Genomic DNA, 24686 nt, shown 5'->3' with positions numbered 1-24686 from the left:
TGCCGCACGCTATCGTCGCGACCCTGATCGGTTACTGAAAATCCAGCGAACAGAAGACCATGCCCGAACTGCCCGAGGTCGAGACAGTGCGCCGCGGCTTGGAGCCGGCGATGAGCGCCGCGCGCATCGACGACATAGAGGTGCGCCGCCCGGACTTGCGCTTTCCCTTTCCTGTGTCGTTTGACGCGCGCCTCAGGGGCCGGACGGTCGTCGGCCTGGGCCGGCGGGCGAAGTACCTGCTCGCCGACCTCGATGACGGCGAGGTGCTGGTCATGCATCTCGGCATGTCCGGCTCGTTCCGCATCGAGGCGGACGGAGACGAGGCGACGCCCGGCACCTTCCACCATGCCCGCTCCAAGGCGGCCGCGCACGACCATGTCGTCTTCCACATGTCGAGCGGTGCGCGGATCACCTACAACGACCCACGCCGCTTCGGCTTCATGTCGCTGATCCCGCGGGCCGAACTGGCGGAACACGCCCTGTTCAGGAAGCTCGGCGTCGAGCCGGTCGGCAACACTCTGGATGCGGCCTATCTCGAGACCGCCTTCCGCGGCAAGGTGACGCCGCTCAAGGCGGCGTTGCTGGACCAGCGCATCATCGCCGGCCTCGGCAATATATATGTGTGCGAGGCGCTGCATCGCTCCGGCCTGTCGCCGACCCGCGCCGCCGGCGTCCTGTCTTCGGCACGACCCAGGAAGAAACCCGGGCCCCGTGCCGAACGGCTGGTTGCGGCGATCCGCGATGTCATCGCCGAAGCGATCGCGGCCGGGGGCTCGAGCCTGCGCGACTATGTCCATACCGATGGTTCGCTCGGCTATTTCCAGCACACCTTCCGCGTCTATGACCGCGAGGGCGAGCCCTGCGTGACGCCGGCCTGCGCCGGCAGCGTCAGGCGCATCGTCCAGTCGGGCCGCTCGACCTTCTACTGTCCCCGCTGCCAGCGCTGAGCGTGCGATCCTCGCCTGCGACCAGCGGCCGGGTTGCAGGCGGGCTGACGCTACTGTAGCGCTATCGCCCAAACGCAACGCCACCCGGGGAGTAACATGGCCTACGAGAACATCCTGGTCGAAACACGCGGCCGCGTCGCACTGATAACGCTCAATCGGCCCAAGGCCCTCAACGCATTGAGCTCCGGCCTGTTCGCCGATCTGAACGCCGCGCTCGATAGCTTCGAGGCCGACGAGGCTATCGGATGCATCGTCCTGACCGGCAGCGAGAAGGCCTTCGCCGCCGGCGCCGACATCAAGGAGATGCAGCCATTCAATTCGGTCACCGCCTACCTGACCGACCTGATCACCCCCTGGGAGCGCGTCTCGCGCAACCGCAAGCCGATCATCGCGGCGGTCGCCGGCTACGCTCTCGGCGGCGGCTGCGAGCTCGCCATGATGTGCGACTTCATCATTGCCGCCGATACCGCCAAGTTCGGCCAGCCCGAGATCAACCTGGGTGTCATGCCCGGTGCCGGCGGCACGCAGCGGCTGACCCGCTTCGTCGGCAAGTCGAAGGCGATGGACATGTGCCTGACCGGCCGGATGATGGATGCCGCCGAGGCGGAGCGTTCGGGGCTGGTGAGTCGCATCGTTCCGGCCGACGAGTTGGTCGACACGGCAATGGACGTGGCCGCCAAGATCGCCGACATGTCGCTTCCCGCCGTGATGATGATCAAGGAGTCGGTCGACCGCGCCTACGAGACCACGCTGTCGGAAGGTGTCCGCTTCGAGCGACGGGTATTCCATTCGCTCTTTGCCACTGAGGACCAGAGCGAGGGCATGCAGGCCTTCATCGACAAACGCAGCCCGAACTTCCGCAACCGCTGAGTCGGTTGACGAGGCGAAGGGGAACCGTTTATACACCCGCCGACGTGCGGTGGGATTGCGTGCCTGCCGCCTTTGGTGTTTTTGGCGCGGCGTGCCGGGAATAGACCCCGAGCCGGCCAGTTTCGGAGATGTTTTATGGCGAATACCCCGTCGGCCAAGAAGGCGGCGCGCAAGATCGCGCGACGGACGGCCATCAACAAGACGCGCAAGAGCCGCGTGCGCACGTTCGTGAAGCAGGTCGAAGCGGCAATCGCCGCCGGCGACCGCACCAAGGCGACCGAGGCGCTCCGCGCCGCCGAGCCGGAGTTGATGCGCGCTGCCCAGAAGGGCGTGCTGCATGCCAATACCGCGTCCCGCAAGGTGTCGCGGCTTTCTGCCCGCGTGAAGGCGTTGCCGGCCTGATCGGCCTTCGCTGACACAGCGGTCACTGGGATCGAGGGGCCCGGCGGATTGCCGGGCCTTTTCTTTGTCTCGATGCGGCTGTCGCGGGGTGATATGGCGTCCGGAACCGCTGTTGGCGCGAAGGATGACCGCTATTTCAAGGCCTTATGCCAAAACGCACGACGTGCGCATTGTGGCCGGACGGGCATTGTCGTTTTGCACAGTCGTTCCGTTGATATTTCAAGGGCTTGTCGACACGACGGTTGGCAGGGCCGGATTCCCGCTGAGGCTGGGGTGGCGGAACGATGGTCGGGCATGGGCGCGATGGTAAAAATTCCGGCCGTGGCCGCACAGTAACGGCGATCCGGTTTTCGCTGACTCGTCAGTTGGTTGGTCTCGGCGGGGCGGCGCGCCATGCGGGAATGCGTCGTCTTTGCCGCAGATTTTTGACGCCGCGGCGGTTGCCCTTATCGGGCCCTCTGTGTAAAGTCCAAAGTCATCGGGGCGGCCGTAGAGTACTCAACCTCATTGGCAAGAATTAAGTGCTTGGAAAACAAGCGGCGGAGAGCTTTTGTCGTGTCTATACTTTCGGTTGAGATAGTATTTGTGCCTAGCTTATGTGTGGGCAGGGCAGGCGTGTTCTTAGCCTGACATTGGCCCAATCGGCGGTCCGCCGAACGGGTGTTGCTTGAAATCGGTAATGTGGTTTGAGGCCGGGGGCGTGATTGCCCTTCCGGTGCGTTGCGAGGCTGTGTGTGGATGTCGGTTGGCGGTTACCAGGCGGATGTGCCAGCCAGCGAAGTCTGGCGCAGGCTTGCCGAGGATCATGATGCATTTCTCATCGACGTCCGCAGTCAGGCGGAGTGGATGTTTGTCGGTGTCCCCGATCTTTCGTCGATCGGGAAGGAAGCGCTCCTGCTCGAGTGGCAGCGCTACCCCGGCATGTTGAGGAACACGGAATTTGTAACCCAGCTTCGCGGTGCGCTCGGCGGGCGCGGAGTTGGGGAGGACACGGCACTGTATTTCCTGTGCCGGTCCGGCGGTCGCAGCGGGGCGGCGGCGGCGGCGATGACGGCCGCCGGCTACCGCAACTGCTTCAATGTGGTGGATGGATTCGAGGGGCGTCTCGACGGCACTCGGCACCGCGGGGCGTTAGAAGGCTGGAAGGCTTCGGGTTTGCCTTGGGTTCAATCCTGAGCGCCCGGCGTTTGGATAACAGAGTCCCGATTACTGGGGTGTGGCTGGAGAAAGGAAGGATGATGGACTTGCGAGGACGTGGCGCCTCAGCGCGCCGTCAGGAGGTCGAAGAATTCGACCATCCGGCAGCGCATGTCGGCAGCGCCGCTCTCGAGGCGGCGGACGGAACCATCAACGGCAACGAGGGGCGGACTGTGGGCAAGGGCAGCGGCGATCATGGTGAATCCTGGGGGCGCATTGTCCAGCGTTTACGCGCCGAGTTCGGCGAAGACATCTACCGGAGCTGGTTCCGGGGCCTAGCGTTCGTCGAGCTGTCCGGCATGACCGTGGTGCTGACGGTCCCCACCCCTTTCCTGCGCATGTGGATCCGAACCAATTACGGCAACCGTCTTCTTGCGCTGTGGCGCGCGGAGAACGGTGGCATCGAGCGCATCGACATCCGGGTGCGTGGTGTGGAGACGGTTCAGCCCGGCGAGAAGCCGGCGATGCCCGCGCTGGTTCGCCGGCCCAAGGAGGAGCGCCCCGTCGAGGCCGCGAGAGCCCGGCTCGGTGCGGTTTCGGCCGCCGGAGAGAGCGCGCTGGAAAGCGCCCCGCTCGATCCGCGCTTCCAGTTCGGTTCATTCGCTGTCGGCGTCTCCAACAAGATCGCCCATGACACGGCGCTGGCCGTCGCGACGTCCGGCGCCGAAGGGTCGATGTTCAACCCGCTGTTCATTCACGGCGGTGTCGGTCGCGGCAAGACGCATCTGCTCCATGCCATCGCCTGGAAAGCCGCGGAAGCCAATCCCGGTCGCCGTATCCTCTATATGTCCGCCGACCAGTTCGTGTTCCGCTTCGTCACGGCGCTGCGCTCGGATTCGGCCATCGGCTTCAAGGAAAAGCTGCGTTCGATCGACTTGCTGCTGATCGACGATCTGCAGTTCCTTCAGGGCAAGGCGACCCATCGCGAGTTCGGCCACACCATGAACGCGCTGATCGAGGGTTGCCGCCAGGTCGTCATCGTCGCCGACCGGCCGCCTTCCGAGCTCGACGGTTTCGACGATCGGACGCGCTCGCGCCTCGGCGGCGGGCTGGTTGCCGGCATCGGCAACCAGGAGCTGCCGTTGCGACGCCAGATTCTCGAGGCCCGCGTCACCACGCTGGCCGAGCGCGGCCAGAAGATCGAGTTGCCCGCCGACGTTCTCGATTTCGTGGCGCGCAACGTCGCCTCGAACGGCCGCGAGCTCGAAGGGGCGCTCAACCGGCTGGCCGCCTATAGCTGCTTTGCCGGGTTGCCGATCACGGTCGAGCTCGCCGAACGGGCGATCCGCGATCTCGTCGCCGCCCAGGAGCGGCCGCAGATCCGCATCGAGGACATCCAGCGGGTCGTCGCCGTCCACTATCAGGTCAGCCGCTCCGATCTGGTATCCAGCCGGCGTACGCGGGCCATCGTCGTGCCGCGGCAGATCGCCATGTATCTCGCCAAGGTTCTGACGCCGCGGTCTTTGCCGGAAATCGGCCGTCGCTTCGGCAACAGGGACCACACCACGGTCCTGCACGCGGTACGCAAGATCGAAGGCCTGATCGGTCGCGACCAGTCGCTTGCCCGCGATATCGAGTCGCTGAGGCGGCGGATCGAGGATGGGGAGGGCTGAAGCCCTCCCTTTGCCTCTCCGGCTCTTGCAAAAGCCGCGCATTCTGGGCAAGTTCACTTCCCTTTCCCCGTAGGGGCATGGGGTGAACACGCCGGCCGGCTTCCCGATCGGTCGGCGAGACGACAGGATTCCTGATCATGCGTGTCACGCTCGAACGCGCCGCGTTCCTAAAGTCGCTCGGTCACGTGCACCGCGTCGTGGAACGGCGCAACACGATACCGATCCTTTCGAACGTGCTGATCCGAGGCGACGGCGCCGCGTTGCAGCTCAAGGCCACGGATCTCGATATCGAGGTGGTCGAGACGGCGGCCGCGGACGTCTCGCAATCCGGCGCCACCACCGTGCCGGCCCATGTCGTCTATGACATCGTCCGCAAGCTCCCCGACGGCGCGCAGGTCGCGCTGGAATCGGGCCCGGATTCGAGCACGATCGTCTTGTCGGCGGGCCATGCGCGCTTCTCGCTTCAGACGCTGCCGGAATCCGACTTCCCGGACATCACCGCCGGCGATTTCAGCCATCGCTTCGTCGTGGCAGCGTCGGCGCTGAAGCGGCTGATCGACAAGACCCAGTTCGCCATCTCCCAGGAGGAGACGCGCTACTATCTGAACGGCATCTATCTCCACACCGTCGACGACGGCGAGGGCCTGATGCTGCGTGCGGTGGCGACCGATGGCCATCGCCTCGCCCGTGTCCAGACCGAGGCGCCGGATGGATCCGACGGCATGCCGGGCATCATCGTGCCGCGCAAGACCGTGCAGGAGCTGCAGCGGCTTCTGGAGGACCCGGAGGAAACCGTCGGTATCGAGCTGTCGGCCAACAAGATCCGGTTCACCATCGGCCAGATTGTGCTGACCTCCAAGCTGATCGACGGCACCTTCCCCGACTACGGGCGCGTGATCCCGACCGGCAACGACAAGATCATGAAGGTGGACCGCGAGTCGTTCGCTCGCGCAGTCGACCTTGTATCGACGGTGTCGAGCGAGCGTGGCCGTGCGGTCAAGCTCGCGATCGGCGACGAGCGCCTGGTGCTGACCGTCAACAACCCCGATTCGGGCAGCGCCACCGAGGAGATTTCCGTCGGCTATTCGGCGGATGCCATCGAAATCGGCTTCAACGCCCGTTATCTGCTGGACATTACCTCGCAGCTGGAATCCGGCGAGGCCCGCTTCGAGCTGGCCGATCCCGGTTCGCCGACGCTGATCTGCGACGAGGACGACCGGTCGTCGCTCTACGTGCTGATGCCCATGCGGGTATGAGGCGCGGTCCGCATCGCGCAGGAAACGCATCGCGTTTCGGGCGAAGAACGCGCGCGGCCTGAAGCCGAGCGCCGGAGCGCCCGCCGAAACGGGCAGAAGAAAGGGCACCGGCCCTGCCGAATTCAGGTTATTCGACGTCCGGATTCTCCTTGGGCGAAGCCGATACCGGTCGGGACCGCGACCGGGTCGCGGTCGTACGGCTGACGCTTACGGACTTCCGCAACTACGCGCATCTGCGGCTCGACCTCGATCCGCGCCCCGTCGTGCTGACCGGCGCCAACGGGTCCGGCAAGACCAACCTGCTCGAGGCCGTATCCTATCTGACGGCGGGCCGCGGGATGCGCAGTGCCCAGCTCGATCGCGTGATCCGCATCGGTGCCGAGGCGTTCGCGGTCGCCGCGACGATTTCACGTCCCGTTGGTCCCGATGAGCCAGGCGAGATCGACATCGGCACCGGCTATCGGCGCGGCGAAAACGGCCGCGTCGCCCGCGTCAATCACGGGTCCGCTCCCGCCGTCGGCATACTCGCCGAACTCGTCCGCGGTCTTTGGCTCACCCCGTCGATGGACGGTCTGTTCACCGGACCGGCGTCCGACCGCCGCCGCTTCCTCGATCGTCTGGTGCTGACACTCGATCCGGGGCACGCCGCCCGTGTCGGCGACTTCGAGAAGGCGATGCGACAACGCAACCGTCTGCTCGAGGAGCCGCGTCCCGACGCGCGCTGGCTTGACGGGATCGAGCAGGCAATGGCCGAGCTCGCCGTGGCGGTCGCCACCGCGCGCGCGCAGGCGATGGCAAGGCTGACCGATGCCCTGAACGAACGCGCCGGCGGCGTCTTTCCCGATCCCGATATCGCCATCGAGGGGGAATTCGAGGCCAGCCTCGACGGCCGCGCCGCCGTCGATGTCGAAGCCGATTATCGAGCCGCGCTGCACGGTGCCCGCCGCCGCGACGCCGCGGCCGGTCGCACGCTGATCGGCCCGCACCGCTGCGATCTCGCCGTTGCCCACCGGGCCCGCAACGTACCCGCGGCGCTTGCCTCCACCGGCGAGCAGAAGGGTCTGCTGATCGCCCTGATCCTCGCCCATGCGCGACTGGTGCGGCAGGCCTCCGGTGGTGTCGCTCCGCTGCTTCTCCTCGACGAGGTCGCCGCCCATCTCGACGACATGCGGCGCGCCGCCTTGTACGCCGAGATTCTTGCGCTCGGCTCGCAGGCCTGGATGACGGGCACCGATCGCGCCCTGTTCGCCGATATTGCTGCCGATTCCCAGGGGTTTGAGGTCGCCAACGGCGCATTGTCGGCCATCTAGCCGCGATACCTGCCATATGCCGCTGGCCCTCGTCGCGTGCCGGCCGATGGCGTCAACGACGGGGCGGCCCATTATTCGGTTCCCGGCCGGGGCGGGATCGCCCCGTTGGTCATGGGTCTCGCGATCTTGGCTGCGGCAACGCCGCGCTTCTCCGGCGGCGGTTTTTCCTGTAGCAAGGCCACCATGGACTGGACGAGCCTCCTGACCTTCGCCGCGGTGCTTGCGCTTGCCGCGGCCATTCCCGGGCCCGGCGTCGCCGCCGTGATCGCCCGCGCCCTCGGCGCTGGCTTTCGTCCGACCGTTCCGATGGTCCTCGGTCTGATCGTCGGCGATCTCGTCTATCTGTCCGCTGCCGCCCTCGGCCTCGGCGTAATCGCGGCGACCTTCGGCGGCCTGTTCACGCTGATCCGCTGGGTGGGGGCGGCCTATCTGGTCTATCTGGCGATCCGACTGTTTCTCGCCCGTCCGGAAGCCGGGGCGCTGCCGGTTCGCGGCGGACGGCGCACCGGGGCTTTCCTCGCCGGCCTGTTCGTTACGCTCGGCAACCCCAAGGTGATCCTGTTCTACCTCGCCCTGTTGCCGACGATTATCGATCTCGGTGGACTGACGGCGCTCGGTTTCGCCGAGATGTCGGCGGTCGTGGCGTTGGTGTTGCTCGGTGTTATCGGCGGTTACGCGGCGCTGGCCGCCCGCGCCCGGCTGCTGTTCGAAAGCCCCGCCGCCCGCCGTATCCTCAACCGGGTCGCCGGTATCACCATGATGGGCGCGGCAGCCGCGATCGCGACCCGGTCGTGACCGGTCCGTGGGTTTGCCGAAAGCGGCCTGGAACCCCATATACACACGACGGAATTTCATCCTGCGGGGCTCGGCAAACAGGCCCCTGAAATGCTAGGATGTCATTGATTCTAAATTACCTTCCGGTGCGCCTCGAGGCCGAGACCGGCTGAAGCGCGGCGCCCCGAACAGGAACACGGAACGAAGTATGCAGGAAAACGAGCCCGGAACCGAGCCTGGTTCCGAATACGGCGCAGAATCCATCAAGGTCCTCAAGGGCTTGGACGCTGTCCGCAAGCGTCCCGGCATGTATATCGGCGACACCGATGACGGGTCCGGCCTGCATCACATGATCTACGAGGCCGTCGACAACGCCATCGACGAGGCGTTGGCGGGCCATTGCGACCGCGTCGACGTGATCCTCAATCCGGACGGATCGGCGACGATCCGCGACAATGGCCGCGGCATTCCGACCGAGATGCACGAGGAAGGCGTTTCCGCAGCGGAAGTCATCATGACCCAGCTGCACGCCGGCGGTAAGTTCGACCAGAATTCCTACAAGGTCTCGGGCGGCCTGCATGGCGTCGGCGTTTCCGTCGTCAACGCCCTGTCGTCGAAGCTGACTCTGCGCATCTGGCGCGGCGGCAAGGAGCACGTGATGGTGTTCCGCGACGGCACCGCCGAGGCGCCGCTGGCCGTGGTCGGCGATTCCGGCGGCAAGAGCGGCACCGAGGTCACCTTCCTGCCGAGCCCGGCCACCTTCACGATGACCGAGTTCGACTGGCACACGCTCGAGCACCGCCTGCGCGAGCTCGCTTTCCTCAATTCCGGCGTCACCGTCGCGCTCGTCGATGATCGCGGCGTCGAGTCGAAGCGCGAGGAGATGTACTACGAAGGCGGCATCGAGGAATTCGTGCGCTGGCTCGATCGCGCCAAGTCGCCGCTCATCGGGGCGCCGATCGTCGTCCGCGGCGAGCGCGACGGGATCGTGGCGGAAGCGGCCATGTGGTGGAACGACAGCTACCACGAGAACGTGCTGTGCTTCACCAACAACATCCCGCAGCGCGACGGCGGCACGCATCTGGCCGGCCTGCGCGCCGGGCTGACGCGCCAGGTCACGGGCTATGCGGACTCCTCCGGGCTGTTGCGCAAGGAGAAGGTTTCGCCGACCGGCGACGATTGCCGCGAAGGCCTGACCTGTGTCTTGTCGGTGAAGGTTCCCGATCCGAAGTTCTCGAGCCAGACCAAGGACAAGCTGGTCTCCTCCGAGGTCCGCCCGGTCGTCGAGAACGTCATCAACGAGGCCCTGGGCACCTGGTTCGAGGAACATCCCGCCGAAGCCAAGACGATCGTTTCCAAGGTGGTCGAGGCGGCCGCCGCTCGCGAGGCCGCGCGCAAGGCGCGCGAGCTGACCCGCCGCAAGGGCGCGCTCGAGATCGCCAACCTGCCCGGCAAGCTCGCCGATTGCCAGGAGCGCGATCCGGCGAAGTCCGAGCTGTTCATCGTCGAGGGTGACTCGGCAGGCGGCTCCGCCAAACAGGGCCGCAACCGTGCCAACCAGGCGGTGCTGCCCCTGCGCGGCAAGATCCTCAATGTCGAGCGTGCCCGCTTCGACAAGATGCTGTCGTCCGACCAGGTCGGCATGTTGATCACCGCGCTCGGAACCGGCATCGGCGAGGACTTCAACATCGCCAAGCTGCGCTACCATAAGATCATCATCATGACGGACGCCGATGTCGACGGCGCCCATATCCGTACGCTGCTGCTGACCTTCTTCTACCGGCAGATGCCGCAGATCATCGAGAACGGTCACCTGTATATCGCTCAGCCGCCGCTCTACAAGGTCAAGCGTGGCCAGTCCGAGCAATACCTGAAGGACGAGCGCGCCCTCGAGGACTATCTCATCGGCAGCGGCCTGGACGACGCCTCGCTGACGCTGGCGAGCGGAGAAGTGCGGTCGGGCGCGGATCTGCGCGCCGCGGTCGACGAGGCGCGTTCGCTCGCCAAGACTGTCGAGGGACTGCACGGTCGCTATCACCGCACGACGGTCGAACAGGCCGCCATCGCCGGCCTCCTCAATGCCGAGACGGCGAAGTCGGAGGAAGAGCGCCAGCAAGCCGCGGCCTATGTCGCGCGCCGGCTCGACCTTCTCTCCGACGAGACCGAGCAGGGGTGGGTCGGCATTCCGACCGAGGATGGCGGCTATCGCTTCGAACGCGAGGTTCGCGGTGTCAAGGAAGCCTCCTTCATCGACCCGGCGCTCCTGAATTCGGCCGACGCCCGAAGGCTCGACGCCCACACCGGCTTCCTGCAGGAGGTGTTCGGCAAGGCGGCCGTCTTCCGCCGCAAGGACGCCGAGAGCGAGATCCGCGGGCCTACGGCGCTGTTCAAGGCAATTACGACGGCCGGCTCGAAGGGGCTCGCCCTGCAGCGCTACAAGGGCCTCGGCGAGATGAATCCCGGTCAGCTCTGGGAGACGACGCTCGACGTCAACGCCCGTACGCTCCTGCAGGTCAAGGTGCGCGAGGCGACGGACGCGGACGAAATCTTCACCGAGCTGATGGGCGACGTCGTCGAGCCGCGCAAGCGCTTCATCCAGGAAAATGCGCTGAACGTGTCGAACCTGGACGTGTAGTCCGATGCGGGGGGCGGGCCCATGATCGCCGCCCTCACCGTCCTGCTCGCCTGCCAGCTCGCCGGCGAGGTCCTGGTCCGGTTGACGGACCTGCCCGTTCCGGGCCCTGTGCTGGGGCTAGTGATCCTTTTGATCGGTATCGGCGCCACGGGCCGGATTCCGCAGGACTTGCGGGAAACGGCGACCGGGCTGCTGACGCACCTCTCGCTTCTGTTCGTGCCGGCCGGCGTCGGCGTCATGCTGCATTTCGAGCGCATCGGTACGGAATGGCTGGCGCTTCTTGCCGCTCTCCTGCTGTCGACCTGGGCGACGATCGCCGTCTCCGCACTGGTTTTCGTCGGGGTCACGAGGATGGTCGGCGGCGCCGAAACCGACGACCCCGACGGCGAGGGCACCCGATGACCGGGCCTCTCGGCGACGTCTGGGTCTATCTGTCCGCGACCCCGCTCCTCTGGCTGACGGCGACGCTTGTCGCCTATCTGATTGGCTTCACCCTGTTCGGGCGGCTCGGGCGCAATCCGGTGGTACAGCCCGTCGCCGTCGCCATCGTCCTTCTCGTTGCGGTGCTGCTGGTCAGCGGAACGTCCTACGACGTCTATTTCGACGGCGCCCAGTTCGTGCACTTCCTGCTCGGCCCCGCGACGGTGGCACTGGCCGTGCCCCTGTTTTCGCAATGGAAACGCGTGAAGCGCGCCGTCCTGCCGATGGCGGCCGCCCTCCTGGCCGGTTCGCTCACGGCTGTCGTCAGTGCGGTCGGCATCGCGGCGATGCTGGGCGCCAGTCGCGAAAGCGTGCTGTCGCTGGCGCCGAAATCGGTGACGACGCCGATCGCCATGGGCATCGCCGAGAAAATCGGCGGTCTGCCGTCGCTGACCGCCGTGCTCGTCATCCTGACCGGGATCATCGGCGCGATGACCGCGACGCCGCTGCTCAATCTGTTGGGACTGAAGGACTACGCCGCGCGCGGCTTCGCTGTCGGCGTCGCCTCGCACGGGATCGGCACGGCGCGCGCCTTCCAGGTCAGCGAACTCGCCGGCGCCTTCGCCGGCATCGCCATGGGCCTCAACGCGCTGGCGACGGCGGTGATCGTGCCGCTGCTGGTCCGCCTGTTCGGCTGACACCTACGCCTCGAAGAACTGGGTCTCGTTCTCGCCCTGCAGGATGATGTCCCAGTGATAGTGGCCGTCGCCCTTGTTTTTGGCGATCAAACTGTGCCGCGCCGCCGCGTCCTCGATCGCGTTGAGGAGCGGATCGGTGTCGTTGAGCGGTTCGCCTTCCAGATAAATCCGGGTGACGAGCTGCTTCAGCAATCCGCGGGCGTAGACCTGCACCAGGATATGCGGGGCCTGCAGCGCATTGCCGAGGCCTGATACGGGTCCCGGCCTCACCGTTCGGAAATGGAAGCGGCCTTCGGGATCGGTGGCCACCCGGCCGAAGCCCTGGAAACCGGGATCGATCGGCTTGTCCTGATCGTCTTCGGGATGGTCGTACTTACCTGCCGCGTTGGCCTGCCAGATCTCGATCATGCAGTCCGGCACGGGCTGGCCGTCCCCGTCCAGGACGTGGCCCTCGATGACGATGCGCTCGCCCTCGGACTCGGTGCCGGCCAGATCGTCGATCTCGTACGTGTCGGTCAGGCCGAAATGGAAGAACGGTCCGACCGTCTGCGACGGTGTCGTCTTCGACATGGTCAGTCCTCCATCGGGATGGCTTCGCGGCCGCGAAGCACGATGTCGAACTTGAACGCGAGCGCCCATTCCGGCTGGGTGGCGTCGAGGTCGAAGCTCGAGATCATCCGTTGCCGCGCCCGTTCGTCGGTAACCGAATTGAAGATCGGGTCGAACGGGAACAGCGGGTCGCCGGGAAAGTACATCTGTGTCACCAGACGCTGCATGAAGCTCGCCCCGAACAGCGAGAAATGGATGTGCGCCGGTCGCCAGGCGTTGTGGTGGTTGCGCCAGGGATAGGCGCCTGGCTTGACCGTGACGAAGCGGTAGTTGCCGTCGTTGTCGGTCACGCAGCGGCCCGCGCCGGTGAAGTTCGGATCGATCGGGGCGGGATGCTGGTCGCGCTGGTGGATATAGCGCCCGGCGGCATTGGCCTGCCAGATCTCGACCAGGCTGTTGCGCACCGGGCGGCCGTCCTCGTCGAGGACGCGTCCGTGCACGATGATCCGTTCGCCGAGCGGCTCGCCGCCGTGCTGGCGGGTGAGGTCGGCCTCCTCCGGCCTGACGCCCTCGTGGCCGTAGACCGGGCCGGTGATCTCGCTCAGCGTGTGCGGCAGGATCATCAGCGGCCGCTTCGGCACGCGCAGCGGGTTCGACCGATAGTCCGGAAATGGATGCGCGGGTGCGCTGTCCGGCGTGATGAGGCGGTATCCTGGTGCGTCGCTCATCGGTTGGTGCTCCTCCTCGTTGCGGCCGATATCGTTCCCCTGCGATATCGGGCCGGGCGCCTGTCAGGCGGCGTGGGCGCGGCGCGTGCGCTCCTGAAGCGCGCGCAGCGTTTCCAGTTCCTCTGCCGTCGGGGCGGGCGTTTCGACGGTCGTCTCCGCAAAGCGGATCGGCCAGCCGCACGCCTCTGAAATCCGGTCCCTGGCGACGCCCGGATGGATCGAGACGACGGTCAGTTCCTTCGTCTCCGGGTCGGGTTCCAGGATGCACATGTCGGTGATCACCTTGGTCGGGCCCTTTGTTTTCAGGCCCAGGCGCCGGCGATGGTCGCCGCCCTCGCCGTGGCCCATCGAGGTGATGAACGCGAGGTGGTCGACGAAGCCGCGCGGAGACAGCGCCATGGTGATGAAGATCTCGCCGCAGTGCCCGGCGATCTCTGGCGCCCCGCCGCCGCCGGGCAGGCGAACCTTCGGCGTGTCGTAGGGCCCGACGACGGTCGTGTTCAGGTTGGCGAAACGGTCGATCTGCGCGCCGCCCAGGAAGCCGAGCGTGATGTGGCCGCCCTGCAGCCAGTAGCGGAACATCTCCGGCACGGAGACCGTCGTCAGCGCGGTGTCGCACAGTTCGCCGTCGCCAATCGACAGCGGCAGCACATCCGGCCGGGTGCCGATCGTGCCGGATTCGTAGATCAGCGTGATGTTCGGGGCATGCGTCAGCCGCGCGAGGTTGCAGGCTGCCGACGGTGCGCCGATCCCCACGAAGCAGACGTCCTCGTTCCTGAGAGGCCGCGCCGCAGCGATCGTCATCATCTCGTTCGCGGTATGATCCATCGTTCAGGCTCCCCGTGCCGTGGATCCGTCGCCCGCGTAGCGGGCATAGGCCTCGGGCCCCTTGTCGAGAACGTTGTCCTTCATCCAGGCAAGGAATGTATCGCGATCGCGCGCGATCGGGTCCCATGCCTTGTAGTACGCATTGTCGCGCTTGTAGTAGCCGTGCGCATAGGACGGATGGGCGCCGCCCGGCACTTCGGCGATCGCCGTGACCGCCCAACGCGGCAGGATCACGGAATTGGGCGAGATATCGCCGAAATCATCGACGACTTCTTCGACCGTGATCACCGAACGCTTCGCCGCCAGAACGGCTTCCTTCTGCACCCCGACGATGCCCGCGAACAGGACGTTGCCGTCCCGATCGGCCTTCAGCGCGTGGACGATGGCGACATCGGGCCGGATCGCGGGAACGGTCGCGAGCTCCTCGCCGGTATAGGGGCAGGTGACATGCCGGATCGTCGGATTCACCTTCGGCAGGTCGGTGCCGACATAGCCGCGGAACACCGCGAACGGCAGGTTCGCCGCCCCCGCGTCATAGGCGTTCGCCATCGCCGCGTGGCTGTGCTCCTCGATCTGCAGCCGATGCGGCCAGCCGTTCTCCACCGCGTCGCGCAGGCGATGCAGCGAGCCAACGCCGGGATTGCCGCCCCAGGAGAAGACCAGTTTGTCGGCGCATCCCATTCCGATCAGCTGGTCGTAGATCAGGTCCGGCGTCATCCGGTACAGCGTCAGGTGCTTGCGACCCTGCCTGATGATCTCGTGTCCCGCCGCATGGGGGATGAGATGGGTGAAGCCTTCCATCGCGACGCTGTCGCCGTCACGAACGTTTTTTTCTATCGCCTCGGACAGAGACGTGATCTCAGCCACGGATTTTCCTTCGCATTTTCCAGCCGACATAGCCAAGATGATTTGAGCTCCCAACTCCCCGTTGCGTCAACGGCTCGGTTCGCATATCGATAATATGTTCGTCATCCGAACTTATGGGAGGCGCTATGGCCGTCCGCGACGAAACCGTTCAGTCCCTCGTGCGGGGGATCGCCGTTATCCGCAGCTTCGATGCCGGTCATCGCCATCAGACGATAACCGATGTCGCCGCCCGCACCGGCCTGACGCGCGCCGCCGCCCGCCGGTTCCTGATCACCTTGTGCGAGACGGGCCTCGCCAGGAGCGACGGCAAGAATTACGAACTCACGCCGGCGATCCTGGAGCTGGCGCAATCCTATGTCTCGTCTGCGAGTGAGCTGGAGATCGTGCAGGACGTGCTTCGCGGCCTGTCGGAGCAGTTCGACGAATCCGCATCCGCCGCGATGATGGACGGCACGGACATCATCTATGTCGCCCGCGCGCCGGCTCGCCACCGGATCATGACCATCGGCCTGGGACTGGGCACGCGCCTGCCGGCCCACGCCACGTCGATGGGCCAGGCGCTTCTGTCGCTGATGCAGCCGCGCGAACTGGAGATCTACCTGAGCAAGGCCAAGCTTACGCCGCTCACGCCGTACACCCTGACCACGCGGACCTCTCTGCGCCAGCGCATCGACGAGGTACAGGACCGGGGCTATGCCATCGTATCGGAAGAGCTGGAACTCGGTCTGCGCTCGATCTCGGTGCCGGTCAGGAACCGCAACGCCCGCTCCAACATCGCCATCAACATCTCCGCGCAGGCCGCCCGCGTCTCCGCCGACGACATGGTCGAACGCTTCCTTCCCGCCCTGCAACGGGCGGTCCGGCACATCGAAATCGCTATGGACAGCCGCTGAGAGGCGGACGGACCGACTTTAGGCTTGCAAGGACGGTCCGGCGATTTCCCGGGTGACCGAACGGCCGGGGGCTACTTGCCCCGCCCCATCATCATGCCGACGACGAAGGCGCCGAGCACCAGTTCGTAGCCCTTCGCGTCCTTGCCGAAAATCGCGCCGACCGCCTCGGCTTCCGCCGCCAGTCGCGCGATGTCGTCGTTGGCATTGCGGCTTGACGCGCTTGCTGCCGCGCGACCCTGATCCGAGGTGCGCGCCGGACGGCCATGCCCGTGCGAACCGCCGGAAACCGCGATCAGGAGGGCGATCAGCATCAGGATCAGCGTGACTCCTGCGACGATCAGGGCGGCGATATAGGGTGCCGTCTGGGTGCGCAGCCACAAATAGAATGCGAGTTCCGCGAAGACGATGACGCCGGCGAACAGGATCAGGGCGATCCCGAGGAAGACGGCGCGCCGGACGGCATCGCGCACCACGGGACGGGCGGCATCGGCGGCCATGTCCACGGCCGTCGATGTCGCCATCCTGACCAGACTGGCGATCGGCACTAGTTCCGGCCCCGCGAGGCCATGCCGATCAGGAAGCCGAGGCCGACCGCGATCAGGACGGCCGTCAGCGGATTGCGATTGATCGTGCTCTCCAGCTCGTGGCCGATCGCGCTGGCGCGTTCGCCGGCGTGGCGAACGCTATCGTGGCCGCGCGCGCTGAGATCCTCGGCAAGCGTGTTGACCCGGCGAGACAGCTCGTCGATCTCGTTGAGAATGCGATCCCGGCCTTCACCGGCACCGGCCCTGGCGAGGTCGCCGGCGGCGGAATTGATCTCGGATAGATCCTCGCGCAGCCGCGCGAGCCGGTCGGTAAGCCGTTCCCAGTTCTCGGCGACCGATTCGTTCGAAGCTGATTTGTTGCCGGCGCTGGCCTTCTGGGCACTCATGACGAAACTCCCTTGTTCCTTGCCGCTGCATTGGCGTTGATTATAGCCGAACGGACCTAAATTACTCCTATGCCCATTTACTCATGTGCCCCGCGCGCGAGCTCTCAGGTACGGAGTCGGGCAGGACCACTCGGCCGGGCGGACGTGCGCGCGACCGCCCGGACAACGCGACCTGCGGCCGAAAGTTCCCGAATCCCGCCGCCGTGACCCGTGGATTATCCTAGAACCCGACCCTATCGGCGCCCTTTAGATCCAACATGGCGCGCGCATCTTCGGGCGTGGCGATCTGAAGCGACAGATCCTCCATGATGCGGCGGATCTTGGCGACCTGCGCGGCGTTGGTCTCGGCGAGCGTGCCCTTGCCGAGATAGATCGAGTCCTCGAGACCGACGCGGACATTGGCGCCCATCGTTGCGGCCATCGAGCAGAACGGCATCTGGTTGCGGCCCGCCGCCAGGATCGACCAGCACCACTCGTCGCCGAACAGCTTGTCGGCGATCCGGCGCATATGCATCACGTTCTCCGGATCCGCGCCGATGCCGCCGAGGATGCCGAAGATCGTCTGCACGAAGAGCGGCGGCTTGACGAGCTTGCGGTCGAGGAAGTGGGCGAGATTGTAGAGGTGGCCGACATCGTAGCACTCGAACTCGAAGCGGGTGCCGTGGGCGTCGCCGAGCTCCTTCAGGATGTATTCGATGTCCTTGAAGGTGTTGCGGAAAATGTAGTCGCGCGAGTTCTCGAGATGCTGCCGCTCCCAGGCGTGCTCGAAGTCGGGATAGCGGTCGAGCATGGGATACAGGCCGAAATTCATCGACCCCATGTTGAGCGAGCACATTTCGGGCCTGGCGCGCAGGGGCGCGGCGAGGCGCTCCTGGACGGTCATGCCGTGGCCGCCGCCGGTCGTGATGTTGATCACCGCGTTGGTGGACTGCTTGATGCGCGGCAGAAACTGCATGAACACGTCGGGATCCGGCGTCGGCTTGCCGTCCTGCGGATCGCGCGCATGCAGGTGGATGATCGAGGCGCCGGCCTCCGCCGCGCCGATCGAGGCCTCGGCGATCTCGCCGGGCGTGATCGGCAGGTGCGGCGTCATCGTCGGCGTGTGGATCGAGCCGGTGACGGCGCAGGTGATGATCACTTTGTCCTGCTTCTTCATGCTTCCTCCCAAAGCAGCCGGTGCGCGGTGCCGGCTATGACGACAGCCTCTCCAGATCCTCCAGCAGTGGCTTGATCTGGTCGTCCGGCAGCGCCCTGAGCGGCGGCCGCACCGCGCGCCACGAGGGCGCGCCGTAGCGATCCGCCAGCACGGCCTTGATCGCCGCGATCAGCGGTCGCGCCTCGACGGTCTTGCGATAGCCGACGATTTCCGCGTGGCGGTCGTCGGCGCGCCCGGGATCGGTTTCGTCGATGACGGCGCGGATCGCCCTGGCGTTGAGATTGCCGGTCGCGGTGATGCAGCCCGCCCCGCCCTTCCGCAGGCCCGGCAGCAGGAAGGTCTCCGATCCCGGATAGATGTCGAGGTCGGGGCAGGCCGCAAGCAGCGCCTCGGTGTTGGCGAAGTCGCCCGAGGAATCCTTGACCCCGACGATGATGCCAGGGAAGGCATCGGCCAGCCGGCGCACCAGCGGCACCGGAAAGCCGACCTGGGCGACCGGCGGGATGTGGTAGAGGATGATGCGCGGACCAAGGGGCTTCAGCTCTTCGACCAGCCAGGCCATCGCGTCGAAGACGCCGTCCTCGCTGACCGCCTTGTAATAGTAGGGCGGCAGCGTCATCACCGTTTCGCAGCCCTGCTCGAAGGCGTGGCGCGACAGCGCGATCGCCTCCGTCACCGCCGGGCAGCCCGTACCCGGCATGATCCTGTCCGCGGGGATGCCCGCCGCGATCAGCCCTTCCAGCGTCGCCATCCGTTCGGGCGCCGAGAACGAGGTGGCCTCGCCGGTCGTGCCGAACAGGGCGATGGCGTCGGCGCCGTCGGCCAGCAAAGCATGGCAGTGGGCGGCGAGCCGTTCCAGATCGATCCGCCTGTCGGCGTCGATGGGGGTGGCGGCGGGGACGAGCAGCTTGGCCATTGTGCGCTCCGGTTCACGTGGTCGGCGCTTCCGAATTCCGGCCCGTGTATACACCGGCAGCGGCGCCGCGTGGAGTATGGAAACGGCAGCGTCCGGCAAAATCGTTTGTTCGCAAACCGAATTGACGCGGGCGGGCCGGTTTCATAAGCGTGTCGGGCAACGCCTCGCGGAACCGAGCGGAGTCCTCGGCCGCCGCCCCCACGCCGGACCGATCTGGAGACCGTCATGCGTATCGTCAGTTTCTCGACCGGTGGACGGATGTCCTGGGGCGCCGTCGTCGATGGCGGCATCGTCGACCTCGCCGCGCGGCTTTCGGCGTTTCCCACGGTTCGTGCGCTGCTCGAGGCCGACGGCCTCGACAAGGCCCGCGCCGCTCTCGAGGGCGCCTCGCCGGATCTGGCGCTCGACGCGGTCACGCTGCTGCCGCCCGTCACCGATCCCGAGAAGATCCTCTGCATCGGCGTCAACTACGCCAATCGCAACGCCGAGTACAAGGACGGGTCGGAGGAGAAGTCCTATCCGAGCATGTTCGTGCGTTTTCCCAGTTCGTTCGTCGGCCACGGCACGCCGATCGAGCGTCCCCCGGTCTCCGATCAGCTCGACTACGAGGGTGAGATCGTGCTGGTGATCGGCAAGGCGGGGCGCCGCATCCCTGCCGATCGGGCGCTCTCCCATGTCGCCGGCGTGACGCTTGCCAATGAAGGCACGATCCGCGACTGGACGCGCCACGCCAAGTTCAACGTCACCCAGGGCAAGAACTTCGACCGCACCGGTGCGATCGGCCCGTGGATGGTGACGTCTGACGAGGTCGATCTGTCCGCGCCCCTGCACGTCACCACGACGGTCAACGGCGAACTGCGTCAGGACGATACCACCGCCAACATGATGTATTCGTTCGCCCGCCTGATCGAATACATCACCACGTTCGCCACGCTGAAGCCCGGCGACATGATCCTGACGGGCACGCCGACCGGCGCTGGCGCCCGCTTCGATCCGCCGCGCTGGCTCGTGCCCGGCGACGTCGTCGATGTGGCCGTTCCCGAGATCGGCACGCTGTCGAATTCCGTGATCGACGAGCCCCGGTGACACGGTCCGCAGCCGGTACAGTCCAATGACGTTCAGGTCCGACACGATCGCGCTTACGGCCCTGCTCGGCCTGCTCACCGCGCTGGGCCCGCTGTCGACCGACATGTATCTGCCGTCGCTGCCGTCGCTGACGGCCGAGCTCGGCTCGACGCCGACGGAAGGGCAGCTCACCCTGTCGGCCTTCCTGATCGGCTTCGCCTCGACGCAGATCTTCTACGGCCCGTTGTCCGACCGCTACGGCCGCCGACCGGCGCTCCTCGTCGGGCTGTCGATCTTCGTCCTCGCCACCGTTCTCTGCGCGATCGCCCAGTCGATGCCGCTGTTGATTGCCGCCCGTTTCGTCCAGGCGCTCGGCGCCTCCGGTCCGATCGTGCTTGCCCGCGCGATTGCCCGCGACCTCTATTCGGGCCGCCGTGCCGGCCAGGAGCTGGCGATGATGGCCTCGATCATGGGCATTGTCCCGACCGTCGCGCCGGCGATCGGCGGCGTGCTCGAGATCACCTTCGGCTGGCGCTCGACCTTCATCGTGGCGGCCGCGATCGGCCTTATCCTGTTCGCCGCCGTTGCCCTGCGCCTGCCGGAGACGCGACCCGACAGCGGCGCGCCGTCGACGCCACTCGGGATGATCCGCATCTTCGGCCGACTGATCCGCGATGCGCGCTTCGTCGTCTATGTCTCGCTGGTCTGCCTGAGCTACGGCTGCATCTTCGTCTTCATTTCGGTGTCGTCCTTCATCCTGCAGGGCCTCTACGGCCTGTCGCCGATAGGGTTCGGCATCTCCTTCGGCCTGTGCAGTCTGGGCTATATCGGCGGCACGCTCGCCGGCCGTCACGTCACGGGCCGTTTCGGCATCGACGCCGGCATCGCCGTCGGCATCACCCTGATGGCGCTCGGCGGCGTTGCCACACTCGCGGTCGTGATTGCCGATGTCGGTGGGGTCTATTCGGTCGTCGGCATGTCGACTGTCGTGTTCGCCGGTGTCGGCGCCGCGCTTGCCCAGTCGATGGCCGGCGCGCTGATGCCGTTTCCGGGCAATGCCGGCGCGGCATCCTCGCTGATGGGAGTCTGCCAGATGACCTTTTCCGCGCTCGCCGGCGTGCTCGTCACCGGCATCCTGGACGCCGGGTTGTTTGCCAACCAGGCGATGCCGCTCGCCGTTTCCCTGGCCGTGCTCGGCCTTGCCGCGGCGGCCGTGTTTCTGGGCGGCTGGAAGGTCCGCGCGGCCGCGCGCTCCGGCGAGTAGCCGGTCCGGCTATCCGCCGAACAGTTTCTTGAAGAAGCCGTTCTGGCCGAACAGGCCGCCGCCCCCGTTCTGCTGGGGCGCTTGCGCCTGCACCGGCCGGCTCGGATCGTAGGCCGGGCTTTGCGGAGCCGGATTGCCCTGCAGCCACGGCAGCGTCTCGTCGACGGCGAACTGCGTGCCGGTGCCGGGAATGTACTCGCCGGGCAGGTCGGCCATGGCGAGCCCTTCATGCGCATCGGCCATGAAATCGTGCCAGACCGTTGCCGGCAGGCTGCCGCCGGTCACCCTCTTGGTCGGCTTGCCGTCGTCGTTGCCGAGCCAGACGCCGGTGACCAGGTAGGCGGTGTAGCCGATGAACCAGGCGTTCTTGTATTCCTGGCTGGTGCCGGTCTTGCCGGCCGCCGGCCAGGCATCGAATCCCGCGCGCCGGCCGGTCCCGTTCTCGACGGTCTGCTTCAGCATGTAGTTCATGGCGCCGACCGTCTCCGACGACAGGACCTGGCCGGGGCCGTCGCCGCTGCGCTCATAGAGGACCTTGCCGTCGGCGGTGCGGATGCGGCGGATCACGTAGGGCACCGCGCCGTAGCCGCCCGAGGCGAGCGGCACATAGGCGCTGACCAGCTCCAGCGGCGTGACGTCCGAGGTGCCGAGCGCAATCGACATGTTCTCCGGAATGTCCGAGCCGATGCCCATCCTGTGGGCGACGTCGATGACCTTGTCGACCCCGACCTCCGACGTCAGCCTGACGGCGACCGTGTTAATCGAGTCCTTGAGAGCCTCGGTGAGCGTGATCGGGCCGCGATACTTGCCGTTGTAGTTGCCCGGAGACCAGTTGCCGAACGAAACCGGTCCGTCGGTTCGCAACGTGTCGGGCGAGAGGCCGGCCTCGATCGCGGCGGCATAGACGAACGTCTTGAACGAGGAACCGGACTGGCGCTTCGCTTTCACCGCGCGGTTGAACTGGCTTTTCGCGTAGTTGCGGCCGCCGACTATGGCGCGTACGGCGCCGCTCGTGTCCATGGCGACGAGCGCACCCTCCGAGACGCCCTTCTCCTTGCCCTGCTCGTCGATCACCTTGACGAGCGCGGCCTCGGCGGCCTCCTGCATGCGCATGTCGATGGTGGTGTCGACCACGACGTCCTCGCGCAGCTCGCCGATGAACGAGGGCACCTGTTCCCATATCCAGTCGGCGACGTAGCCGGCGGATTCGCCCGGCGTGCGCGGCTTCACCTCGGCCGGACTGATCAGCGCGAGCTTGGCTTCGTCGTCGGTGAGGTAGCCGGCCTCGACCATGGCGCTCAGCACCGTCTGGGCCCGTTGTTCGGCAAGATCGGGATTGCTTGTCGGCGCATATCTCGATGGCGCCTTGAGCAGGCCGGCAATGGTCGCGGCCTCGGAAACCGTCACTTCGCGCGCCGATTTGCCGTAGTAGGTCCGCGCTGCTGCCTCCACGCCGGTGGCGCCGGCCCCGAGATAGACGCGGTTCAGGTACATCTCCAGGATCTGGTCCTTCGAGAACTTGTGCTCGAGCCACAGCGCCAGCAGCACTTCCTGCACCTTGCGGCGGATGGTGCGCTCGGGCTTAAGGAACAGGTTCTTGGCGAGCTGCTGCGTCAGCGTCGAGCCGCCCTGCACCACGCCGCCGGCGGTGAAATTGGTGACGGCCGCGCGGGCAAGCCCGATCGGGTCCACGCCGAAATGGGAATAGAAGCGGCGGTCCTCGATCGCCATCACCGCCTGCGGCAGATAAGGCGGCAGTTCGAACAGGCGCACCGCCTCGCCGCCGGTCTCGCCGCGATTGCCCAGAACCGTGCCGTCGGCGGCGACCACCATGACATTGGCCGGGCGGTCGGGCACTGCCAGTTCCTCTGGCGGCGGCAGGGTCATCGCGAAATAGCCGACGACGCCCATCACGGCGATCAGACCCCAGACGCCAAGCACCGCGGTCCAGTAGGCCATCCGGCCGATCGTGCGGCCGATGCCGCCGCGGGCCGTGGCGCGCTTGGTCTTTTTGGCCTTGCGCGGCTTGGCGCGGCGGGTGGATGCCGGAGCCTTCCCGGATTTTCTCGACGATTTCGACTTCGACCGATGGGTCGGTCCACCGGGCCGGTCTTCGGGGCTCAGTCTGAGGTCGTAGGGGCTCATGCGCGTCCTGTCGATCGCGCCCCGACGGGCACGGCAGTTCAGTAGGTTCGAGTACGCCCGATACCCGTTCGCTTTTCAGAGGGAACGGTATGGTGCGGGTGCGGCCGGCCGAAACGCACTACCGAACAACGGCCGGCTGCATCCGCACGCAAATGGCAAGCTAATTTCGGCCGCTTAAGGGCGAGTTAAGGTTGAGAAAATGGCAATCCGTCTTTGAACCGGGATGCGTGGCACCGCGGCAACAGTGCCTGAAACCCCAGGGATCACGGGAATTTCACCATGCCGGGATGGCCCGGGCGAAGATCGCGTGAGACACTGCAGCGGGTACCGGGCCAACCGACAGGGAGCGCGCGATGTTCGCCCTGGGTTCCGTCGCGAAGGGTTTCGCCGCGTCCGTGATTCTGTCGGGCGCCGTATCCGGCGCGCTCGCTCAGGAGGTGGAGCCCGAACGTTGCCCGCGCCTGATCGCCTTCGAGGCGCTGCCGGTCGTTCCCGCCGCGTTCCGGCTGGCGCAGGGCGCCGAGCAGGGCGAGAGCACGGTGCGGCTCACCTATGTCGGTCATTCCACGTTCTTCATCGAAAGCCCGGCCGGCGTGACCATTGCCACGGATTACAACGACGGCGTGCGTCCGCCGGTGACCCCGCGCATCGCCACCATGAACATCGCCCATTCCTCGCACCGCTCCTACAGTCCCGATCCGGGCATCGAATATCTGCTGCCCGGCTGGGGCCAGGGCGGCGAGCCGGCGAAGTGGGAGCTGACCGTCGACGACGTCTGGCTCAGGAACGTCACCACCAATATCCGCGGCGGCGCGGCGGGCGTCACCCGCGACGCCAATTCCATGTTCGTCTTCGAGGTGGCGGGCCTGTGCATCCTGCATCTAGGTCATCTCCATCACGTGCTGACCAACGACCACTTGAAGGCGCTCGGCCGTATCGACGTGGTGCTCGCCCCGGTCGACGGCAGCTATACCCTCGATGTGGAGGGCATGATCGAGACCCTGCAGAAGCTGCAGGTGCCGCTGGTGATCCCGATGCACTATTTCGGGTCGACGACACTCAATCGTTTCCTCACCCGCATGGGCGACCACTACGAGGTGGTGCTGAGCGACACCCCGTCCGTCACGCTGTCTCGCGATTCCCTGCCGGTGCAGCCGACCGTGCTGGTGCTGCCCGGATTCTGAACCGGCCCGCGGAAGATCGCAAACGCTTGGTAACCCGG

24 protein-coding genes are annotated in these 24686 nt (G+C 66.4%); 15 read left to right on the top strand and 9 right to left on the bottom strand.

Going from position 1 to position 24686, the window contains the following annotated elements:
* Window positions 1–59 precede the first annotated feature (59 nt).
* The 11 genes from mutM (at window position 60) to ACSF9G_RS18530 (ending at window position 12122) form a co-directional block, all read left to right on the top strand.
* Window positions 60–947, top strand: coding sequence for a bifunctional DNA-formamidopyrimidine glycosylase/DNA-(apurinic or apyrimidinic site) lyase (mutM, locus tag ACSF9G_RS18580; protein ID WP_436643615.1), 888 nt, complete (start codon window positions 60–62; stop codon window positions 945–947).
* A gap of 96 nt (window positions 948–1043) precedes the next feature.
* A complete protein-coding gene (locus ACSF9G_RS18575) occupies window positions 1044–1817 on the top strand; it encodes an enoyl-CoA hydratase (RefSeq protein ID WP_436643614.1) in 774 nt (257 codons plus the stop codon).
* A gap of 135 nt (window positions 1818–1952) precedes the next feature.
* A complete protein-coding gene (rpsT, locus tag ACSF9G_RS18570) occupies window positions 1953–2219 on the top strand; it encodes a 30S ribosomal protein S20 (RefSeq protein WP_436643613.1) in 267 nt (88 codons plus the stop codon).
* A gap of 738 nt (window positions 2220–2957) precedes the next feature.
* Window positions 2958–3395, top strand: a complete 438-nt coding sequence (locus ACSF9G_RS18565) for a rhodanese-like domain-containing protein (protein ID WP_436643612.1) — start codon at window positions 2958–2960, stop codon at window positions 3393–3395.
* A gap of 59 nt (window positions 3396–3454) precedes the next feature.
* A complete protein-coding gene (gene dnaA, locus ACSF9G_RS18560; RefSeq protein ID WP_436643611.1) occupies window positions 3455–5029 on the top strand; it encodes a chromosomal replication initiator protein DnaA in 1575 nt (524 codons plus the stop codon).
* Window positions 5030–5166: 137 nt separating this feature from the next.
* The gene (gene dnaN / locus ACSF9G_RS18555; protein WP_436643610.1) at window positions 5167–6285 is read left to right on the top strand and encodes a DNA polymerase III subunit beta; all 1119 of its coding nucleotides are present in this window, start codon (window positions 5167–5169) and stop codon (window positions 6283–6285) included.
* Window positions 6286–6434: 149 nt separating this feature from the next.
* A complete protein-coding gene (recF, locus tag ACSF9G_RS18550; protein WP_436643609.1) occupies window positions 6435–7595 on the top strand; it encodes a DNA replication/repair protein RecF in 1161 nt (386 codons plus the stop codon).
* A gap of 183 nt (window positions 7596–7778) precedes the next feature.
* Entirely contained in the window at window positions 7779–8390 is a 612-nt protein-coding gene (locus tag ACSF9G_RS18545) for a LysE family translocator (protein WP_436643608.1), read from the top strand.
* A gap of 187 nt (window positions 8391–8577) precedes the next feature.
* Window positions 8578–11004, top strand: coding sequence for a DNA topoisomerase (ATP-hydrolyzing) subunit B (gene gyrB, locus ACSF9G_RS18540; RefSeq protein WP_436643607.1), 2427 nt, complete (start codon window positions 8578–8580; stop codon window positions 11002–11004).
* A gap of 21 nt (window positions 11005–11025) precedes the next feature.
* Window positions 11026–11406 carry a CidA/LrgA family protein gene (locus ACSF9G_RS18535; RefSeq protein ID WP_436643606.1) on the top strand — a complete coding sequence of 127 codons (381 nt, stop codon included), beginning with the start codon at window positions 11026–11028 and terminating at the stop codon, window positions 11404–11406.
* Window positions 11403–12122, top strand: coding sequence for an LrgB family protein (locus ACSF9G_RS18530; protein WP_436643605.1), 720 nt, complete (start codon window positions 11403–11405; stop codon window positions 12120–12122). The genes ACSF9G_RS18535 and ACSF9G_RS18530 overlap by 4 nt, the downstream gene beginning before the upstream one ends.
* Before the next feature lie 3 nt (window positions 12123–12125).
* Here ACSF9G_RS18530 and pcaG read toward each other — a convergent pair whose 3' ends face one another.
* The 4 genes from pcaG to ACSF9G_RS18510 form a co-directional block, all read right to left on the bottom strand.
* Window positions 12126–12692, bottom strand: a complete 567-nt coding sequence (gene pcaG / locus ACSF9G_RS18525) for a protocatechuate 3,4-dioxygenase subunit alpha (protein WP_436643603.1) — start codon at window positions 12690–12692, stop codon at window positions 12126–12128.
* A gap of 2 nt (window positions 12693–12694) precedes the next feature.
* Window positions 12695–13399: a protocatechuate 3,4-dioxygenase subunit beta gene (pcaH, locus tag ACSF9G_RS18520; protein WP_436643602.1), complete on the bottom strand. Its 705-nt coding sequence runs from the start codon at window positions 13397–13399 to the stop codon at window positions 12695–12697.
* Window positions 13400–13462: 63 nt separating this feature from the next.
* A complete protein-coding gene (locus ACSF9G_RS18515) occupies window positions 13463–14227 on the bottom strand; it encodes a CoA-transferase subunit beta (protein ID WP_436643601.1) in 765 nt (254 codons plus the stop codon).
* Window positions 14228–14230: 3 nt separating this feature from the next.
* A complete protein-coding gene (locus tag ACSF9G_RS18510; RefSeq protein ID WP_436643600.1) occupies window positions 14231–15094 on the bottom strand; it encodes a CoA transferase subunit A in 864 nt (287 codons plus the stop codon).
* 125 nt (window positions 15095–15219) lie between these two features.
* Here ACSF9G_RS18510 and ACSF9G_RS18505 point away from each other — a divergent pair, with 125 nt between their 5' ends.
* Complete coding sequence (locus ACSF9G_RS18505; RefSeq protein WP_436643599.1) at window positions 15220–15987, top strand: IclR family transcriptional regulator domain-containing protein; 768 nt, start codon at window positions 15220–15222, stop codon at window positions 15985–15987.
* Between the two features lie 71 nt (window positions 15988–16058).
* On the opposite strand, the gene ACSF9G_RS18500 is transcribed toward ACSF9G_RS18505, so the two are convergent.
* From ACSF9G_RS18500 to ACSF9G_RS18485, 4 genes are all read right to left on the bottom strand, one after another.
* A complete protein-coding gene (locus ACSF9G_RS18500) occupies window positions 16059–16532 on the bottom strand; it encodes a hypothetical protein (protein WP_436643598.1) in 474 nt (157 codons plus the stop codon).
* Entirely contained in the window at window positions 16532–16918 is a 387-nt protein-coding gene (locus ACSF9G_RS18495) for an ElaB/YgaM/YqjD family protein (protein WP_436643597.1), read from the bottom strand. The genes ACSF9G_RS18500 and ACSF9G_RS18495 overlap by 1 nt, the downstream gene beginning before the upstream one ends.
* 220 nt (window positions 16919–17138) lie before the next feature.
* The gene (kce, locus tag ACSF9G_RS18490) at window positions 17139–18074 is read right to left on the bottom strand and encodes a 3,5-dioxohexanoate:acetyl-CoA acetone transferase (protein ID WP_436643596.1); all 936 of its coding nucleotides are present in this window, start codon (window positions 18072–18074) and stop codon (window positions 17139–17141) included.
* Window positions 18075–18108: 34 nt separating this feature from the next.
* Window positions 18109–18990 carry a dihydrodipicolinate synthase family protein gene (locus ACSF9G_RS18485; protein WP_436643594.1) on the bottom strand — a complete coding sequence of 294 codons (882 nt, stop codon included), beginning with the start codon at window positions 18988–18990 and terminating at the stop codon, window positions 18109–18111.
* 225 nt (window positions 18991–19215) lie between these two features.
* Between ACSF9G_RS18485 and ACSF9G_RS18480 the strand changes: the two genes are divergently transcribed.
* Both ACSF9G_RS18480 and ACSF9G_RS18475 read left to right on the top strand, forming a co-directional pair.
* A complete protein-coding gene (locus tag ACSF9G_RS18480; protein WP_436643593.1) occupies window positions 19216–20076 on the top strand; it encodes a fumarylacetoacetate hydrolase family protein in 861 nt (286 codons plus the stop codon).
* A 25-nt stretch (window positions 20077–20101) separates the two neighbouring features.
* On the top strand, window positions 20102–21319 hold the full coding sequence (locus tag ACSF9G_RS18475; protein WP_436643592.1) for a multidrug effflux MFS transporter: 1218 nt from the start codon (window positions 20102–20104) through the stop codon (window positions 21317–21319).
* A gap of 9 nt (window positions 21320–21328) precedes the next feature.
* Here the strand turns inward: ACSF9G_RS18475 and ACSF9G_RS18470 are convergent, their stop codons facing one another.
* Window positions 21329–23464 (bottom strand): transglycosylase domain-containing protein, encoded by a 2136-nt coding sequence (locus ACSF9G_RS18470; protein ID WP_436643591.1) that lies wholly within the window; start codon window positions 23462–23464, stop codon window positions 21329–21331.
* Between the two features lie 353 nt (window positions 23465–23817).
* On the opposite strand from ACSF9G_RS18470, the gene ACSF9G_RS18465 reads away from it, so the two are divergent.
* The gene (locus tag ACSF9G_RS18465; RefSeq protein WP_436643590.1) at window positions 23818–24648 is read left to right on the top strand and encodes an MBL fold metallo-hydrolase; all 831 of its coding nucleotides are present in this window, start codon (window positions 23818–23820) and stop codon (window positions 24646–24648) included.
* Window positions 24649–24686 lie beyond the last annotated feature (38 nt).

Origin of the sequence: Microbaculum mangrovi, assembly GCF_051390635.1 — a bacterium.
Taxonomy (GTDB): domain Bacteria; phylum Pseudomonadota; class Alphaproteobacteria; order Rhizobiales; family Tepidamorphaceae; genus Microbaculum.
The sequence above is the reverse complement of the archived record's forward strand: the minus strand, read 5'-3'. Positions and strand labels throughout refer to the sequence as shown.